Origin of the sequence: Arthrobacter bambusae (genome assembly GCF_022606295.1) — a bacterium.
GTDB classification, from domain to species: domain Bacteria; phylum Actinomycetota; class Actinomycetes; order Actinomycetales; family Micrococcaceae; genus Arthrobacter; species Arthrobacter bambusae_A.
In genome coordinates this window covers 82135-100404 of the sequence record NZ_JAHHZS010000006.1, presented here as the reverse complement: position 1 = coordinate 100404, position 18270 = coordinate 82135, and the positions used below count along the sequence as shown (strand labels likewise).

The 18270-nt window shown below is 64.4% G+C and carries 16 protein-coding genes; 13 read left to right on the top strand and 3 right to left on the bottom strand.

The features are described 5' to 3' along the window. Positions 1-68 precede the first annotated feature (68 nt). Positions 69-581, top strand: a complete 513-nt coding sequence (locus tag KNN17_RS06150) for a GNAT family N-acetyltransferase (RefSeq protein ID WP_241707926.1) — start codon at positions 69-71, stop codon at positions 579-581. A gap of 57 nt (positions 582-638) precedes the next feature. Beyond that, positions 639-1019 carry a RidA family protein gene (locus KNN17_RS06145; RefSeq protein ID WP_078105825.1) on the top strand — a complete coding sequence of 127 codons (381 nt, stop codon included), beginning with the start codon at positions 639-641 and terminating at the stop codon, positions 1017-1019. Positions 1020-1114: 95 nt separating this feature from the next. Here the strand turns inward: KNN17_RS06145 and KNN17_RS06140 are convergent, their stop codons facing one another. Continuing rightward, positions 1115-1789, bottom strand: a complete 675-nt coding sequence (locus KNN17_RS06140; RefSeq protein WP_241707925.1) for a response regulator — start codon at positions 1787-1789, stop codon at positions 1115-1117. Further along, positions 1786-3558, bottom strand: a complete 1773-nt coding sequence (locus KNN17_RS06135) for a sensor histidine kinase (RefSeq protein WP_241707924.1) — start codon at positions 3556-3558, stop codon at positions 1786-1788. The genes KNN17_RS06140 and KNN17_RS06135 overlap by 4 nt, the downstream gene beginning before the upstream one ends. A 226-nt stretch (positions 3559-3784) precedes the next feature. On the opposite strand from KNN17_RS06135, the gene KNN17_RS06130 reads away from it, so the two are divergent. The 11 genes from KNN17_RS06130 to KNN17_RS06080 all read left to right on the top strand — a co-directional run bounded on the left by KNN17_RS06130 (position 3785) and on the right by KNN17_RS06080 (position 17183). Further along, complete coding sequence (locus tag KNN17_RS06130) at positions 3785-5218, top strand: CitMHS family transporter (protein ID WP_241707923.1); 1434 nt, start codon at positions 3785-3787, stop codon at positions 5216-5218. 137 nt (positions 5219-5355) lie between these two features. Beyond that, a complete protein-coding gene (gatC, locus tag KNN17_RS06125; RefSeq protein ID WP_078105822.1) occupies positions 5356-5652 on the top strand; it encodes an Asp-tRNA(Asn)/Glu-tRNA(Gln) amidotransferase subunit GatC in 297 nt (98 codons plus the stop codon). A 4-nt stretch (positions 5653-5656) separates the two neighbouring features. Then, positions 5657-7213, top strand: coding sequence for an Asp-tRNA(Asn)/Glu-tRNA(Gln) amidotransferase subunit GatA (gatA, locus tag KNN17_RS06120; protein WP_241707922.1), 1557 nt, complete (start codon positions 5657-5659; stop codon positions 7211-7213). Continuing rightward, positions 7213-8721, top strand: coding sequence for an Asp-tRNA(Asn)/Glu-tRNA(Gln) amidotransferase subunit GatB (gene gatB / locus KNN17_RS06115; RefSeq protein ID WP_078105820.1), 1509 nt, complete (start codon positions 7213-7215; stop codon positions 8719-8721). Before gatA ends, gatB begins: the two co-directional genes overlap by 1 nt. A gap of 243 nt (positions 8722-8964) precedes the next feature. Further along, positions 8965-9582, top strand: a complete 618-nt coding sequence (locus KNN17_RS06110; protein WP_241707921.1) for a hypothetical protein — start codon at positions 8965-8967, stop codon at positions 9580-9582. 97 nt (positions 9583-9679) lie between these two features. Next, positions 9680-10684, top strand: a complete 1005-nt coding sequence (locus KNN17_RS06105) for a LacI family DNA-binding transcriptional regulator (protein WP_078105818.1) — start codon at positions 9680-9682, stop codon at positions 10682-10684. Between the two features lie 285 nt (positions 10685-10969). Continuing rightward, positions 10970-12292 carry an extracellular solute-binding protein gene (locus tag KNN17_RS06100; protein WP_241707920.1) on the top strand — a complete coding sequence of 441 codons (1323 nt, stop codon included), beginning with the start codon at positions 10970-10972 and terminating at the stop codon, positions 12290-12292. Next, positions 12289-13239, top strand: coding sequence for a carbohydrate ABC transporter permease (locus KNN17_RS06095; protein WP_241707919.1), 951 nt, complete (start codon positions 12289-12291; stop codon positions 13237-13239). Before KNN17_RS06100 ends, KNN17_RS06095 begins: the two co-directional genes overlap by 4 nt. Beyond that, a complete protein-coding gene (locus KNN17_RS06090; RefSeq protein ID WP_241707918.1) occupies positions 13232-14227 on the top strand; it encodes a carbohydrate ABC transporter permease in 996 nt (331 codons plus the stop codon). Before KNN17_RS06095 ends, KNN17_RS06090 begins: the two co-directional genes overlap by 8 nt. 42 nt (positions 14228-14269) lie before the next feature. Then, complete coding sequence (locus KNN17_RS06085; protein ID WP_241707917.1) at positions 14270-15991, top strand: DUF4091 domain-containing protein; 1722 nt, start codon at positions 14270-14272, stop codon at positions 15989-15991. A 10-nt stretch (positions 15992-16001) separates the two neighbouring features. Continuing rightward, positions 16002-17183, top strand: a complete 1182-nt coding sequence (locus KNN17_RS06080) for a Gfo/Idh/MocA family protein (protein ID WP_241707916.1) — start codon at positions 16002-16004, stop codon at positions 17181-17183. A gap of 66 nt (positions 17184-17249) precedes the next feature. Here the strand turns inward: KNN17_RS06080 and KNN17_RS06075 are convergent, their stop codons facing one another. After that, on the bottom strand, positions 17250-18194 hold the full coding sequence (locus KNN17_RS06075) for a LysR family transcriptional regulator (RefSeq protein WP_241707915.1): 945 nt from the start codon (positions 18192-18194) through the stop codon (positions 17250-17252). Between the last annotated feature and the right edge of the window lie 76 nt (positions 18195-18270).

Genomic DNA, 18270 nt, shown 5'->3' with positions numbered 1-18270 from the left:
GTGATAGTTCGGTCACGGAAACGCTGCTTTGGCGTCCCGGCCCCCGCAGACCCGACTACCATGGATCAGTGCATTCGCAGATTACCGTCCGTCCCGCCCTGCCCGAAGACTACGACGCCGTAGCCCGTATCACGATGGCGTCTTACGTGACCGCTGGCTATTACGGCAGCCCGGACCACCCTTACTTGGAGAAGCTGCGCGACGTGGCCGGGCGCGCCCGGTACGCCGACGTTTTCGTCGCCGAGCGCGATGGCCGGATCATCGGTTCCGTTACGTCGGCCAAGGCCGGAGGCGATTTTTCGGACATTGGCCTTCCGGACGAACTCGAAATGCGCACCTTGGTAGTGGATCCGGAGGTTCAGCGCTCGGGTGCGGGACGCGCCCTCGTGCAGGCGGTCGTCGACCAAGCCCGCTCCATGGATGGCATCAACGCCGTTTCCCTCACCACGGGCGCAACGTGGGAAAGCGCCAACGCCCTTTACGCCAAGACCGGATTCGACAGGGAACCGGAGCGTGATTGGTTTGTTCCCGGGACCGACATAAAACTGTTCGTTTACCGGCAGGATGTCCGCCAGCCATAAAGTTTCCTCGTAAACCCCGGCTATCGGGCCGGGTGCGGAAACTGAGAAAGGCGCGGCATGCGCAAGACATTCGGCACGGGCTCGGTCTGGGAACAGACCCTTGGATATTCCCGTGCGGTCCAGGTGGACAACACGCTCTTCATTTCGGCCACGGCGGCGTCCGGGCCGGATGGCATCGTCGGCGACGACTTCTACTCGCAGACCAAATACATCCTCGAAAAACTGGGCGCGGTCCTGGCCGACGCCGGGTTCGACTACGAGGACGTCGTGCAGTCCAAGCTCTACCTGACCGACATCAGCAAGTGGGAAGACGCCGGCCGCGCGCACGGCGAGGTGTTCGGCGAGATCCGGCCCACCCTTTCCCTGGTCCACGTCTTGCCGTTCCTCGACCCGGAAATGCTGGTCGAAATCGAACTGGTAGCCCAAAAGAGCGCCTAAGCAGCCCAACTGACTCGCAGTAGGTGTCGTTTTGACGCCTCATAACGGCATCTACTGCGAGTCAGTTGGGTTGGCGGGCTACTTGGGTTTCCGGGCTAGTTTGGGGAGAGCCGCGCGGGGACGCCGTAGCGGTGTTCCGGGCGGCCGGTGCTCCCGTAGCGCAGTTGGATCTCGACGGCGCCATCGTCGGCGAGCGAGGACAGGTACCGTTGCGCCGTGGCGCGCGAGACCCCCACGCGTTCCGCCACTTCGGTGGCCGAGTATTGTTCCCCCGGTGCCAAGGACTCCAGCACCGATGCTTCGGTCGCGGAACGCGGCCTTCCCGACTGCGCGACGTCACCGGCGATGAGCGCCCGCTTGGCCCGTTCGATCGTGTCCTGGTCCACGGCGTGCTGCCGGCCGAGAAGACGCCGGTATCTGGCATAGGAACGCAATTGCTGCGACAGCGATTCGGCGGTGAACGGTTTCAACAGATACGCCAGGGCCCCGCGACGCAATGCTGTCCTGATGGACACGGCGTCGGACGCTGCGGTCAACATCATGGCATCCACGTCGAGTTGCCCCAGAAGGTCCAGGCCCGAACCGTCCGGCAAATAAACGTCCAGCAACACGAGGTCCGGCCGCAGGCTATGGACGGATTGCAACGCCTGCGCCGTGGATCCCACCGGGGCCAGGGCCAGGAAACCGGCCACGGAGTCCACATAGGCGGCGTGGAGCTTGGCGACGTGGAAATCGTCATCGACGATCAACACCCTGAAGTCTTCGCTCACGGCTGTCCTTCCTTGGGTTCGGTTGCGGGTCGTTGGGCCACGGGTGCGGGTACCGCTCGAGGGGCATCGTCCGGCGCGCCGGTCACCTTCGGCATCGTGGCCATGAAGACGGCGCCTGGCCCGCCAGGCGAGCCCGCGTCCAAGACGCGCACGTCACCACCGCGGCGGCGGGCGAGCTGCCGGACTAGCGCGAGGCCGAGTCCCTGCCCACCCGCCCTGGCGATGCCGCCTTCCGCAGGCTCCGCCGTCGTGAACCCCTCCACGAAAACCTTTTCCGGATCGACGCTGCCTAGGCCGTCGCCGGAGTCAGCGACGACGATGTGCAGCGTGCCGCCGTCGGGCCCCGGTTCGTCAAGCAGCTCAAGCTCTACCCAGCGTTGCATCGAAGAGCCGTCGACGGCGGCGTTGACGGCATTGTCGATCAGGTTGCCAAGCACCGTGGTGACGTCCTGCGGTTCGGTGACGTGCTCCCGCACCAGGGTCTCCGGGCCGATCCGCAATGCCACCCCTCGCTCGTCCGCCTCCACGCTTTTCGCGCCGACGAACGCCTGCAAATACGGATCCTGGAGGAGCTCGGCTTGCTGCACGGGAAATTTCAGCGGCCCTGTGGCGGAGATCCTGGCGAGATAGTCCTTGGCCTGGCCGTGTTGGCCGATGCTCATGAAGCCGGCGATCGTGTGGAGCTGGTTCGCGAATTCGTGGCGCTGGGCCCGGAGCGCGGCGGACATGGTGCCCACGGCGTCGAGCTGGCGTGTCAGCTGCTGCAGCTCGGTGCGGTCCCTGAGCATGACCACCCAGCCGAGATCCTCTTTGCGGTGCAGCGCCTTGCGGGCGTTGGCAACCAAGACCCGGCCGCCCGCGACGATTTCCACGGCTTCGGCGTCGTGCGCAGAGGGTTGGGTGAGGGCCTTGAGCTGCGACGGGACGGGCGACCGCTCCCAATCGGTGCCCGCCGCTGTGGGAGAGCCGGGAGTCTCCGAGCCTTCCGGCATGCCCAGCAACCGCCTCGCCGCGGCATTGAAAACCGTGATGCGGCCATCGGCGGAAATGCCGATCACGCCGTCGTCCACGCCTTGAAGCACGGCCACTTGGTCGTGTACGAGGGTGCTGATCTCTTCGGGCTCGAGGCCCAGGGTCAGGCGTTGCAAACGGCGGCGGAGGAGGAAGGACGCCAGGACGCCGACCAGGAGGGAACCCGCCGCGGTCAAGGCGATGGGAACGATGTCCTCTGCAAGGCTTTGGCCGAGCGACTCCATGGAGTAGCCGACGCTGACTTCGCCCACCACGGTGGTTGTGGAACCCGGGGCGAATACCGGGACCTTGGCTCCCGCGGACGCTCCCAGGGTGCCGGTATTCCGGGTGGTGACTTCCTTCCCGGAGAGGGCGTCCGAGGGATCGGTGCTGACCCGTTCGCCGAGCCGCACCACGTCCGGGTGCGCCAACCGCAGGCCGGTTTCGTCGGTGACCACCACGAACAAAGCCCCGGTGCGGTTCCTTGCAGCCTCGGCGGCCGCTTGGATGGGGCCGGCCGAGAGAACCGTGGCGGGTGGGGTTCCCTGCTCTTTGCTGATGGCTTCGACCTGGGAACGCATCGCCGGATCCGAGGCCACGGTGCGCGCCAAAGTCAGTGCCTGGTTTTCTGCTTCCGTGCCGATCCGGCCGTAGACGAGCCATGCGTGGACGGTGCCGCTGAGCAGCACCACCAAGACAACGACGCCGAGCTGGAGGAGCAGGGTCTGCGTCGAGAACCGCAGGGCAAGCCTTGGCATGCTGCCTCCTTCCGGCGGGGAACGGCCGGCTGGAGCGGGGCAGCAGCGGCGCTGTACTTCGACGTCTACCTCTCCATTGAAGCATTGAGCACAATGAGCAAAATGCTCTCAATCAGCAGTATGTCGATCAAATCCCACAAACGCCTTGCTCTGAGCGTAGCCACTATACGTTCTGTATCGCGCATCACATCGACGTGATGCCGTTCACTGTAGTAAGGAGCCGGCTGTGCTGGTATTGCTTGGATTCGCAATGATTGCGGTGTTCATGGTCCTGATCATGACAAAGAAGTTGACGCCCGTTCTGGCGCTGATCATCGTTCCCACCATCTTCGGCCTGTTTGCCGGTGCCGGCCTCGGCATCGGAAGCATGGTCATGGACTCGATGAAGTCCATGACGTCCACGGCCGCCCTGCTGATGTTCGCGATCGTGTACTTCGGACTCATGATCGACGTCGGGCTGTTCGACCCGTTGGTGAGGTTCATCCTCCGCAAGCTTGGCAACGACCCCGCAAAAGTGGTCCTGGGCACCGCCATCCTCGCCGCCGCAGTATCACTCGATGGCGACGGCTCCACCACCTTCATCCTCACCACCGCGGCGATGCTGCCCGTGTACCTGCGCTTGAAGATGAGCCCCGTGATCCTGACCTGTGTGGCCGGCCTGGCCAACGGAACCATGAACATCCTGCCGTGGGGTGGTCCCACGGCCCGGGCTGCCACCGCCCTGAAGGTCGACGTCAACGACGTGTTTGTTCCCATGGTGCCGTCCCTCATCGCCGGCCTCGTCGTCGTCTTCGTGTTCTCCTGGCTCTTGGGCCTGCAGGAACGCAACCGCCTCCGCGCCACGGCCCCCGGGATCTGGGGTGACGTCGCCGACGCCGGTGACGTGTTCGACGGCGGCACGCGCCGCGGCGGCTCGGGCTCCGGCAGCTCGGGCTCCGGCGGCAGCTCCGACGTCGTGGTCCTCGAACGCACCGAAACCTTGGTTGACCTCGCCGACGCGGGTTTGACCGCCACCGCACTCGACCCCCACCGCAAGACCCTGCGCCCGAAGCTCTTCTGGTTCAACCTCGGACTCACGGTCGCGGTGATGGTCATGCTCGTGGCCAACCTGGTGCCGCTGCCGTACGTCTTCATGGTGGGTTCCGCGATCGCCCTGCTGGTGAACTTCCCGAAGGTCAAGGAACAGGGTGCGCAGCCGGTGGCCCACGCGCCGTCCATCGTGGCCGTGGTCAGCATGGTCATGGCGGCGGCCGTCCTCACGGGTGTCCTCAACGGCACCGGCATGGTCAAGGAAATGTCTGCATGGCTGGTCCACATCATCCCGGCCGAGATGGGTCCGTTCATGGCCGTCATCACTGGCCTGCTCAGCATCCCGATGACGTTCTTCATGAGCAACGACGCCTTCTACTTCGGCGTCCTGCCGGTCCTGAGCGAAACTGCCGCGCACTACGGCATCAGCGGCGCGGAAATGGCCCGTGCCTCCATCACCGGCCAGCCGTTCCACCTCCAGAGCCCGTTGGTCCCCGCGATCCTGCTGCTGGTGTCCCTGGCGAAGGTGGAACTGGGAGACCACCACAAGAAGGTCCTGTGGCGCACGGCGGTCATCTCCGTCGTCATGCTCGCGGTGGGCATGCTGACCGGAGCCATCGGCATCGGCTAGCAACGCAACCACGCAACGCGGGGTCACTTACGGCCCATTCGGGACCCCCGGATGGGCCGTAAGTGACCCCGCGTTGTTCGTCGTCCAAGCCACGTAGACTAGTCCGGAAAACCAATTGAACTTTGCAGGGGAGATCCATGGCTGCGATCAACCGTGACGACGTCGCGCATCTTGCGCGTCTGGCTCACATTGAAATGAGTGCCGAAGAGCTGGACAGGATGGCCGGCGAACTTGCCGTCATCGTGGATTCGGTGAAGTCCGTGAGCGAAGCCGCCGGGGACGATGTCCCGGCCACGTCCCACCCGATTCCGTTGAGCAACGTGTTCCGTGAGGACGTCGTGGGCCACACGTTCACCGCCGAGCAGGCGTTGTCCGGGGCCCCGGATTCCTTCGAGGGCCGCTTCAAGGTTCCGGCAATCCTGGATGAGGACTAAGCGAATGACTGAATTGAACAACTCCGAACTCATCCGCCTGTCCGCAGCACAGTTGGCCGCCAAGCTGGCCGCGCGCGAGGTCACGTCCGTCGAGGTCACCCAGGCGTACCTGGACCGGATTGCCGACGTTGACGGGCAAGTCAACGCATTCCTGCACGTCAACGCCGAAGAGGCGCTCGCCGTCGCCGCCGAGGTGGACGCGATCCGCGCCGCCGGCGGTGCCGAAGCCGAAGCGCTGCACGAGCTCGCCGGCGTACCCATCGCCGTCAAGGACCTTATCGTCACGATCGGCCAGCCCACCACGGCCGGCTCCAAGATCCTCGAGGGCTGGCACAGCCCCTACGACGCCACCGTCATCAAGAAGCTGCGCGCAGCGAAGATGCCCATCCTTGGCAAGACCAACCTGGACGAATTCGCCATGGGTTCCTCCACGGAACACTCGGCGTACGGCCCCACCCGCAACCCGTGGGACCTGGACCGCATTCCCGGCGGCTCGGGCGGTGGCTCCGCGGCCGCCGTCGCGGCTTTCGAAGCTCCGCTGGCCCTCGGCACGGACACCGGCGGATCCATCCGCCAGCCCGGCGCTGTCACCGGCACGGTCGGCATGAAGCCCACCTACGGTGCGGTATCCCGCTATGGCGCCATTGCCATGGCATCTTCGCTGGACCAGATCGGCCCGGTTTCGCGGACCGTGCTGGACTCGGCACTCCTGCAGGAAGTCATCGGCGGCCACGACCCCTTCGACTCCACTTCGCTGACGGACCCCTTCGACACCCTCGTTGCCGCAGCCAAGACGGGCAACGTCACGGGCATGAAGATCGGCATCATCAAGGAACTCCACGGCGAGGGCTACCAGGCCGGCGTCGAGAACCGGTTCAACGAGTCCCTTGAGCTGCTCAAGGAGGCCGGCGCGGAAATCGTCGAGGTTTCCTGCCCCAACTTCAAGTACGCGCTGGGCGCCTACTACCTGATCATGCCGTCCGAGGTTTCCAGCAACCTGGCCAAGTTCGACGGCGTGCGCTACGGCTTGCGTGTCCTGCCCGAGGACGGTCCCATGACGATCGAACGCGTCATGGCCGCCACCCGCGCCGCCGGTTTCGGCGATGAGGTCAAGCGCCGCATCATCCTGGGCACCTACGCCCTGAGCGCCGGCTACTACGACGCCTACTATGGTTCCGCGCAGAAGGTCCGCACGCTCATCCAGCGTGACTTCGACGCCGCGTTTGCGCAGGCCGATGTCCTGATATCGCCGACGGCCCCGACCACAGCCTTCAAGCTGGGGGAGAAGCTGGACGACCCGCTGGCCATGTACCTCAACGACGTCGCCACCATCCCCGCGAACATGGCCGGTATCCCGGGTTTGTCCCTGCCGGGCGGCCTCGCCGACGAAGACGGCTTGCCCGTGGGTATCCAGCTCCTGGCGCCTGCCCGCGAGGACGCCCGCCTGTACCGCGTGGGCGCTGTCCTTGAATCCTTGCTCGAAGAGAAATGGGGCGGCCCGCTGCTCGCGAAGGCACCCGTTCTCGGTTCCAGCTCCACCATCGCCGGAGGTTCCAACTGATGTCTACCGACGCCATCCTCAGCTTCGAAGAGGCCATGGAGAAGTACGATCCCGTCCTTGGCTTCGAGGTCCACGTGGAGCTCAACACCAAGACCAAGATGTTCTCCTCCGCCCCGAACGTCTTCGGCGACGAGCCGAACACCAACGTCAACGAGGTGGACCTCGGCATGCCCGGCGTCCTGCCCGTGGTGAACAAGACCGCAGTGGAATCCTCCATCAAGATCGGCCTTGCCCTGAACTGCAAGATCGCCGAGTACTGCCGCTTCGCCCGGAAGAACTACTTCTACCCGGACACCCCGAAGAACTTCCAGACGTCCCAGTACGACGAGCCCATCGCGTACGACGGCTACCTGGACATCGAACTCTCGGACGGCACAGTATTCCGCGTCGAGATCGAGCGCGCACACATGGAAGAGGACGCCGGCAAGCTGACCCACATGGGTGGCGCCACGGGCCGCATCCAGGGTGCCGATTACTCGCTGGTGGACTACAACCGTTCCGGTGTTCCGCTGGTCGAAATCGTCACCAAGCCGATCGAGGGCGCCGGCAGCCGCGCACCCGAGCTCGCCAAGGCCTACGTTGCCGCGGTGCGCGAAATCGTCAAGAACCTCGGTGTTTCCGACGCCAAGATGGAACGCGGCAACGTCCGTTGCGATGCCAACGTCTCGCTGCGCCCGCACGGCCGCGAACGTTTCGGCATCCGTTCGGAGACGAAGAACGTGAACTCGCTGCGCGCCGTCGAGCACGCCGTCCGTTACGAAATCCAGCGCCACGCCGCCGTCCTGGACTCCGGCGAGCCGGTCATCCAGGAGACGCGCCACTGGCACGAGGACACGCGCACGACGACGTCGGGCCGGGCCAAGTCCGACGCCGACGACTACCGCTACTTCCCGGAGCCGGACCTCGTTCCGGTCCTCGCGTCCCGTGAATGGGTCGAGGAACTCCGCGCCACGCTGCCCGAACCGCCCGCGGCCCGCCGCAAGCGGCTCCAGGCCGACTGGGGCTATTCGGACCTCGAGTTCCGCGACGTCGTGAACGCCGGTGTCATGGACTCCATCGAGGAAACCATCGCCGCCGGTGCCAGCGCCTCCGTGGCCCGCAAGTGGTGGATGGGCGAGATCGTCGGACGCGCCAAGACGGCCGACGTCGACCCCTCCGAACTCGGCGTCACGCCGGAAACCATCGTGGAGCTCAACAAGCTCGTGGAGGGCGGCAAGATCAACAACAAGATGGCTGCCCAGGTGCTCGACGGCGTCCTCGCGGGCGAGGGCACTCCGGCCGAGATCGTCGAGAAGCGCGGCCTCGCCGTCGTGTCCGACGACGGCCCCCTCCTGGAAGCGATCGACGCCGCACTGGCAGCCCAGCCCGACGTCGCGGAGAAGATCCGCGGCGGCAAGCTTCAGGCCATCGGTGCGATCGTCGGCGGAGTCATGAAGGCCACCCGCGGGCAGGCCGACGCCGGCCGTGTGCGCGAGCTGATCCTGGAGCGCCTCGGCGTCGAAGGCTGACCACCCCGGCTCGCTCAACCGGGTCGCAGTTGTTGTCGTTTTGAGCCGTCAAAACGACAACAACTGCGGGGCCCACGCCGCCCGGGTTCCCTGGCCGAGCGAAGCGAGGTTAGGGAGGCGGTGGGGACCAGTTGGGTGAGGATCCACAGCCCTCACACAGCTTCAAGGCTCATCATGGAGTCATCAGTTCTTTGCTGCCCGCCCCTTTACCGCACCGGGGAGGAGCGGAGAAAGGATTCGGCTATGTCCACCATGACTCCGGGGGTTCGCAGGGCCCTCATCGCCGGCGGAATCGTCGTCGTCCTGGGCGGCGGTGGTGTGGCCGCAGTCTGGGCTGCCGGCCAGATCATCCCCGAGTACGTCGTGAGCGCGACGCCGACCAGCACGGCTTCGCCTGCCACCCCGTCGCCCGGGGCTACGTCGCCCGCCGCACCGTCGCCCGGCAAGGTCCGGCCGTTCCCCGTCCTTCCCCGCGGCGTCGCAGGACCGGGGATCCACGGTGAGTTCACGGTCAAGAACAAGGACGGCAGCTACACGACGCTCGTGACACAGCGGGGTACAGTGCAGTCCGTCAGCGATACGAGCATTTCCGTGAAGAGCGATGATGGCTTCACGCAGAGCTTCGCGATCACAACGTCGACCACCATCGTCAAGCTCCCCGCCTCTGGAACCGGCACGCAAGGCAAGAGGCCATCGCCCCAAACCATCAAGGCCACGGACCTGAAGGCGGGCGACACCGTCGCAGTCTCCGGCACGAAGAGCGGCACCACTGTCACGGCCACCCGCATTGTCGGGGGTACTTTGCCCGCTGCGTCCAACAATGGCGGCCGACGGCTCGGTTACGGCAGCGTCTCTTCCTGAACCCGCGCCTCCTGAACCCGCACCCGTTCGTCTGGCTATGATGCTACTACCGCCGGACCACGCCCGAGGTCCGGCGGCTTAGCCACGAAGGAGACGAATGCGCCCCACGATCAAGTCCGTGGCGGCTGCAGCGGGGGTCTCGACGGCGACCGTGTCCTATGTGCTTTCAGGCAGGAGCGGCAAGGACGGCAGCAGGAGCGGTTCCGGGGTGGCGCCAGCTACGGTGCTGCGGGTTCAAGAGGCTGCCCTCGCCCTCGGATATCGCCCCAACCAATCGGCAAGGGCGATCCGCACCGGCCGAACGAACCTGCTCATGTTGTCGCTCACCATGATCTCGGATCCGTGGGCCTTGGACGTAAGCCGCGCTGTTGGTACGGCCGCGGCTCGGCACGGCATTACGCCGATGATCCTGGCCGATACCGACTGGCGGGTGGCCCTCAAACGGCAAAACGCGGACGTGACGTTCATCGATGGCGCCGACGAGCCCGGTGATGTCGAACTGCTGGCGCAGGCGGCAAGATTGCAGCGCCTGGTGGTTTTCAGCGACACCATGGAACCTGAGGGATTCGACGTCGTGCGGCCGGTGGTGGGTTCGTCGTGCGATCTGGCAGTGGAGCACCTCACCGCCCGGCATCGCCGCGTGGCTTGCCTGATCTCCTCGGCACCTTCGATGAGCACACTCGACATCCGCCTGGGCGCCTACACGCGCGGCCTTGCCAAAGCCGGTTTGGAGTACCGGGACGACTACGTCGAGGCGTACGACCGCGACGGACTCAGCGCGTTCGATGCGGCGTTGCGGCTCCTTCAGCGGGCGGACCGTCCGACCGCGATCTATGCGACCACCGACTTCGCGGCAATAGCCGCCATCCATGCGGCCCAACGGCTGCAACTCCGCATTCCAGAAGACGTCGAAGTGATCGGTATCGGCAACACCACCGAAGGCGAGCGCATGACGCCGTCGTTGACCACCGTTGGTCCTGAGGGCTTTTTCGATGGCCTGGCCGCATTCCTGCTCGACCGTGCAGAGAATCCCGATGGACCCGCGCGCATCCTCGAATTCCCGTGGAAGCTCATCGTGAGGGACTCAGCGCCCTCTGCGTGAAATCCGGGGCGCCCGGTGCGAGAACCCGGAGCCCCCGGTGCCGACCCGGTGCCATCCCCGCGGTTTGTCTAGGCGCGTGCCCGATGATCAGGCGATCCGTCCTTTTTGCACTTTGATGACGTTTTCTATCCGAAAAAGTTAAGGAAAGATCACTCAGAATCTTGTCTTTAAACGATTAACATGATGTGATCGACTGCACAACACCAGTTGGGTTGGCTGTTCGCCGAATGCGGGCCCGCCCCCGAAGGACCGTCGGTCTTCTGACCAAGACATCGGAGAATTCTTATGAACCACAACGTGACCCGCAGGTCATTCCTTTCCTTTGCGGCTGCCGGCGCCGCCGTCGTTTCGCTCGCCGCCTGCGGTGGGAACAGCGCCGCAGGGGGTAGCGCAGCCAAGGCCGCCTACGCCGCTCCCGCGAAGGACCTGAGCGCGGAGCTGAGCTACGCCATCTGGGACGCGGCGCAAAAGCCCGCGATGCAGAAAATCGTGACCGAATTCAACAAGCAATACCCGAACATCTTGGTCACCATCGACGTCACGCCGTCGAAGGGTTCTGCCTACTGGACGAAGATCCAGACCCAGGCAAGCAGCAACACCCTGCCGGACGTCTTCTGGATGAATGGCCCGCACATCAAGCTTTACGCGCAAAACAACCAGCTGATGCCGCTGGACGGCTTGGTGTCCGGCAAGGCAGTGGATACCGCCCATTACCCGAAGGCGCTCGTGGACCTGTACACGGTGAACGGGGCCTTCTACGGGGTCCCCAAGGACTTCGATACCAGCGCGCTCTTCTACAACAAGGCGCTCTTCAAGGAAGCCGGGGTGTCCGAGCCGACATCCAGCTGGACCTGGGATGACGTGAAATCCGCCGGTGCCAAACTGTCCAAGTTCTACCAGGGCAAGGGCGTCTACGGATACGCCGGCGACCTCACGGGCGGCCAGACCAGCTACTACAACACGATGATCGAAGCCGGCGGGACCATCATCTCGGCCGACGGCAAGAAGTCCGGATACGACACCGCCGGATCAATCGCCGGCCTCCAGTTCTGGCGCGACCTGATCGAATCCGGCGTATCGCCGTCGATGCAGCAATTGACGGACACCTCCTCAAGCGACATGTTCACGTCGAGGAAATTGGCGATGACCATGGACGGCTCCTGGACCGTCGGGCCGGCCCAAAAGGCTCTTGGTGACGATCTTGGCATTGTCAGCCTCCCGAAGGGGCCGAAGAGCAACCAGAGCGTGATCCACGGACTTGCCAACGTGATTCCCGCCAATGCGAAGAATCCCGCTGCGGCGCAGGCGTTCGTCGCTTTCCTGGGAACCCAGGATGCGGCCAAGATCCAGGCGGAAACCGGAACCGTCATCCCGGCCTTCAACGGCACCCAGGATGCCTGGGTCAAGGCTGTTCCCTCCGTTGACCTCACCGTCTTCCTCGACCTCGCCAAGGATGCCTCGCCCTATCCGGCGTCTGCCAACACGGCCGCCTGGAACGAACTCGAGAACACCTTGCTGCCGCAGGCCTTCGCCGGGACCAAGCCGGTTGCCGACGTCGCCAAGGACCTTGCCAGCCAGATGAACGCAGCGCTGGCCAAAGAATCATGAAAGCCCAGATCCTGACGCCGGCATCCAAGAGTGTCCGTGCCGCCCAAGCAGCGGGGGACCGCCGCAATGGAAAATCCAAGTCGGATGGCTGGTGGCCGTGGTTGTTCGTGGTGCCAACCGTTGCGGGAATCGGCGTGTTCTATCTTTGGCCGATCGTCCAGACGTTCTACTACAGCTTCACCAAGTGGGGAGTCTTCGGAGGAACCAAGTTCATCGGCCTGGACAACTACGTGCGGTTGTTCGCGGATTCCACCATTCCGCAATCAATCCTCAATACGCTGATCTATACGGTGGTCGTGCTGCTGGGGATTCCCATCGCGGTCATCCTTGCGTCCCTGATCGAGCGTCCCGGCCTGCGCTTCGCGGCCCTGTACCGGACGCTGTACTTCATTCCGTACATCACCATGCCGGCCGCCGTCGGGATCGTGTGGAGGCTGATCTACAACGGCGACTTCGGACCCATCAACTGGTTCCTGGGCTTGTTCGGGATCCAAGGCCCTTATTGGACATCGACGCCGGGATTCGCGCTGCTCGCCGTGGCTACCGTGGGTCTTTGGATGTCGCTGGGATTCAACCTCATCATCATCAGCGCGGGACTTCGCGAGATTCCGCGGGAGCTTTTCGAAGCCGCGGAGATGGATGGCGCCAGCCGGGTCCGCCAATTCTTCAGCATCACCGTACCGCTGTTGACGCCCAGCATCTTCTTCGTCACGATCGTCACCGTGATCAGCGGCTTCCAGCTGTTCGATCTGCTGTACGTGATGATGGGGAAGGCGAACCTGGCCATGCCGCAGACGCAAAGCCTCGTGTACATCTTCTACAACCAGGCCTTCCTGCAGAACGACAAGGGCTATGCGGCAGCCATCGGCATCCTGATCCTGGTCATCATCGCTCTTCTGACCGCTTTCCAATTCCGTATCCAGAAGAGGTGGGTCAACTATGTCTGAATCGATGCTCTCAACACAAAGCGGCGTCGAATCGCGACGCAGCGGACCGGTTGCAGATCCGCCTCAAGCCGGAGGCGCACCCACGGGCCGGGACGGCAAAAGCCGCAGCACCAAGGGCAGAGGTACCCCGCGCCCGGCAGGCAAAAACCGGGGCACCAAGGGCGCCAAGGGCGGCAAGCAAGGCTCGAACGTCCTGGCGCACTGCGTACTGGCCATTGGCGGATTGGCCATGATCTCGCCGCTCCTCTATCAGATCGTCATGTCGCTTTCGACGAACGCGGAAGTCCAAAGCACTCCGCCCACGCTGTGGCCCAGCGTTGTCCAGTGGCACAACTTCGCGGATGTCTTCACGTCCATGAACTTCGGTTCCCAGCTCTGGGTGACGGTGGCAATCACGGTCATCCGCGTGATCGGGCAGGTGCTTCTCTGCTCCATGGCGGGCTACGCCTTCGCGCGGATGCAGTTCCGGTTCAAAGGGCTCATCCTGGCCGTCGTCTTGTCGATCATCATGGTGCCGTCGCAGTTGTTCCTGATCCCGCAATACCAGATCATCCAAAACCTGGGTTGGCTGAACAGCATCGCCGGCATCGTGGCTCCGGGCATCTTCAGCGCCTTCGGACTGTTCCTGATGCGTCAGTTCTTCATGGGCCTCCCGGACGAACTCGAAGACGCGGCACGGCTCGACGGCGCCAATCCGTTCCAGATCTTCTTCCGGGTCATGCTGCCTTTGGCAGCAAACGGTCTGTGGGCCCTCGTCATCATTACCGTGCTGTGGTCCTGGAATGACCTCTTGTGGCCTTTGGTGGTGACGTCGACGGCGAACGCCGCACCGTTGAGCGTCGGGCTTTCGAACCTCCAGGGTGAGCACGCCAACAATTACCCGATCCTCATGGCGGCATCGCTCATGGCCATGGCCCCGATCCTGATCATGTTCCTGCTCATGCAGAAGCGTGTCATGGCGGGTATCGGCCGCTCCGGACTCAAGTAAAGACCCCACGCAAAGACCCCACGCAGGAAAGGATCGCAGCCCTTGACGGAACAGAACCCGGTCCAGCTGAACGGCTGGTCGTTCGTACTGGCGGACTCCTTGGAAAAGGTCTACCCGGACGCTCCACCACGGCCGTTCGACAGGACCATCCCGGTGTCCGTTTTCCCCGGCGAGACAGCGTCGGTCCAAGTGGCCCTCAGGCCGCCTATGAAGCACGGTTTCCGGCTGGCGGGGGCGTTGGAAGTTGCAATCGATGGTCCGTCGGCAGGGTTCGCCACCATTTCGCAGGTTGAGCTGGTGCCGTGTTCCTTGGCGGCATTCCCGCAGCATGACGGCGGCTACGACCGGGACACCCCCGGACTGTATCCAGACCTTTTGCGGCCAGCCCCGGATGGGTTGATCAGGCCCCTCTACGGGCAATGGACGGCTGCATGGATCGACTTCGTGGTGCCATCCGCCGAGAACGCCGGCGAGCACGGACTCGGGATCTCCGTGCGGGACGCCGAAGGCAACACGCTCTTCAGCACCCACATCTGCGTCACCGTGATGCCCGCGCAGGCCCCGGAACTGGAAATCGTGAACGCCCACTGGTTCCATTGCGACGGCTTGGCGAGCCACTACGGCGTCGGGGTCTTCGGCGAAGAGCATTGGTCGATCATCGATGCCTTCATGGGATCCGCGGCAAGGATGGGCGCCAACTCGCTCCTGACGCCCACATGGACCCCTCCGCTCGACACAGCAGTCGGGGGAACGAGGCTGCCCACCCAGCTGATCGGGATTCGCGAAGATTCCGGCTACCACTTTGATTTCAGCAAGCTGCTGCGCTGGGTGGGCCTGTGTGCCGAACACGGCATAGAGTACTTGGAAATCGCCCATTTGTTCACCCAATGGGGGGCCAAGGCAACCCCGGCGATCTACGTGGAGACTGCCCAGGGACTCGAACGGCGCTTCGGCTGGGACGTGCCGGCATCGGCTGCTTCATACCGGGAGCTCATGGCCGAGCTGCTGCCGGCCCTGCGCTCCTTCCTGGCAGAGCATTGGTCGCTTGATCGGGTCATTTTCCACCTTTCCGATGAACCGGAGGGCGCCGAGGCCCTGGCGGGATACCAACAGGCAAAGGCCATCGTCGCGGATCTCCTGGACGGGCTGACGGTGGTTGACGCCTTGAGCGACTTCGAGTTCTACAGCAGCGGGGCCGTGCCGAATCCGGTGGTGGCAACCGACGCCGTGGCGCCGTTCCTGGCGGCCGGGGTGAAGAATCTGTGGGTCTATTACTGCGTCGCCCAGGATACCGGCGTTGCCAACCGGTTCATTTCCATGCCTTCAGTGCGAAACCGGGTGTTGGGCCACCAGCTCTTCGCCCTGGAATGTGCGGGATTCCTGCATTGGGGATTCAACTTCTACAACACGGCTCATTCCCTGGCGCCCGTGGACCCGTTCAAGGACACCTGTGCCGGGGGAGCCTTTCCGGGCGGCGATGCCTTCATGGTCTACCCGGGACCGGACGGGGTGCCGTGGGAATCGATCCGTTACAAGGTGTTCGCCCAGGCCATGTGGGACCACCGGGCACTCTCGCTCCTGGCACAGCTGGCCGGTCGCGAGGAGGCGCTGGCGCTCATCGATACGGACGGCTCGGGCGGAAGCCTCGCCATGGACAGCTTCAGCCACGACCCCCTTCATTACCGGAGGGCTCGCGAGCTGGTCAACCAGGGAATCGCGCAGCGCGTGGGTCAAACACGCCAGTGCATCAACTTATCGAGTTAGGAAAGTATTTATGGACCTCAAAGTAGGCATCGTCGGATTCGGCTTGCGGTCGTCGCTGTGGCGCCACGCGCATAAACCTGGCCAGGGTTCGGAAGTCACGGTCGTGTGCGACCTGGGCGAGCGCGGCAGGGCCGATGCGGCCGAGAAGATCCCGACGGCGGTCATCACCGACGATTTGGACGTTTTGTTGGCCTCCGACCTGGACGCGGTCCTGGTCCTGACCCCGGACAACCAGCACGCCGCCGTCGCCGTCCGGACGCTCAAAGCGGGCATCCCCACCTTCTGCGAGAAACCGCTCGACGTCACGCTCGAAGCGGCCGACCTCATCCTCCAGACAGCCTTCGACACCGGAACGCGGCTCTACGTGGGCCACAACATGCGGCACATGCCGGTGGTGGTACAGATGCGAGAGATCATCCAGGCCGGGACCATCGGTGACGTCAAGGCAGTCTGGTGCAGGCACTTCGTGGGGAACGGGGGGGACTACTATTTCAAGGATTGGCATGCCCAGCGTGCCAACACCACAGGGCTGCTGCTGCAAAAGGGCGCGCACGACATTGACGTCATCCACTGGCTCGCCGGGGGATACAGCACCACGGTGCAGGCGATCGGCGATCTGGCCGTCTACGGGGACGTCGCGTCCCGTCGCGACAACACGGGGCGCCGGATGGGGGATTGGTTCTCGGTTGACAACTGGCCTCCCACCGAACAGACGGATCTCGCCGAGACGATTGACGTCGAGGACATCTCGATGATGAACATGGTCCTGGACAACGGTGTGCTCGCCTCGTACCAGCAGTGCCACTTCACCCCGGACTATTGGCGGAACTACACGGTGATCGGCACCAAAGGCAGGATGGAGAACTTCGGTGACGGCGCCGGCGACCAGATCCATGTATGGACCACGCGCACAAGCGGTTTCGCCGAGCCCGACCAGAGGGTCGAGGTCCGCGAGGGAGAAGGCGGCCATGGCGGCGCGGACCCCTTGCTCATCGCCGAGTTCCTGCGTTTCGCCAAGGACGGGGGAGCCACCGCGACCTCGCCGATCGCAGCCCGGGAGGCCGTGGCCGCGGGAGTGCTCGCCACCGAGTCCCTCCGTGGTGACGGTTGTTCGAAGCGGGTTCCGGCGTTGCCCGAAGAACTCGTGGAGTACTTCAACGCAGGCCAGCCGGCCCGGGTCCGGGAACTCTAGAGGCCGGTGCCCAACTGGCTCGCATTTGTTGTCGTTTTGAGGGCCCATAACGACATTAAATGCGAGTCAGTTGGGTTGTGAGGTGCCCCCGGCGAGTTCGGTCATGACGGTCTGCAGTGCTTCGCACACCGTCATGACCGATTTCCGTTTCAGGGTTTCCGGCCTCGCCAGGATGTCGATCTTGCGCACGGAATTCACCCCCGCCAGTGGACGCAGCACCACGCCGGCGTCCAGGACGCGCTGGGCGGTGAACCGCGGGAGCAAACCTATCGCGCCGCCGTCGGCCACGAGCGAGGCCACGGTGGAATAGTCGTTGATGCGGTGCAGCACATCGGCAGGACGCCCGCTGACGGCGACGACGGCGGCCAGCACGTCGGCGGGGGAGTAACCGTCGCGGCTGGTCACCCAGGGCTGCCCGACGACGTCGGCCGGCCTGAGTTCGCGGCGCGCCGCGAGCGGGTGCCCGGCAGGCAGCGCGACGTCGAGCGGTTCGTTGGCGAGCGGAATCACGGCTACTTTGTCGGTGGGCCACTCGGGGCTGTGCTCCATCCGGTGCGCCAGCACCAGATCATAGCGCGCGGCCAGGCCGGGAAAGTCTTCCTGGGCAACGTCTTCGTCGGCGAGCTTCACGCGGGGAACGCTGTTTTCAGGGGCCGCGTTGCGGGCGGTGGTCAGCAATGCCGCGAGCGGAGCGAACAAAGCCTGCCCCGCACTGTGGAAGGCGCTCACGGTCACGGTCGAACCAGGCGAGCCGTGGTAGGCGCCGATGGCGGCCTGGGCGTCCGCGAGCGCATTCACGACGGCGGCTCCGGCATCGGCGAGGACCCGGCCGGCGTCGGTGAGCACCAGGGCGCGGCCTTCCTTGCGGGTCAGCGGCACGTCCACCGACTTCTGCAGGAGGGCGAGCTGCTGGGAGACGGCCGAGGGAGTGACCATGAGCGTCTCGGCCACGGCCTTGACACTGCCGAGATCTCCTAGTTCCCTGAGCATTTGGAGCTGATGCACTTCCATTTAGTAAATGCTAAATCGTTGATTGAGAAAAACCTAGTTGTGCTAAACAGTCCGTGGGGCTTCAATGAAGTGAAAC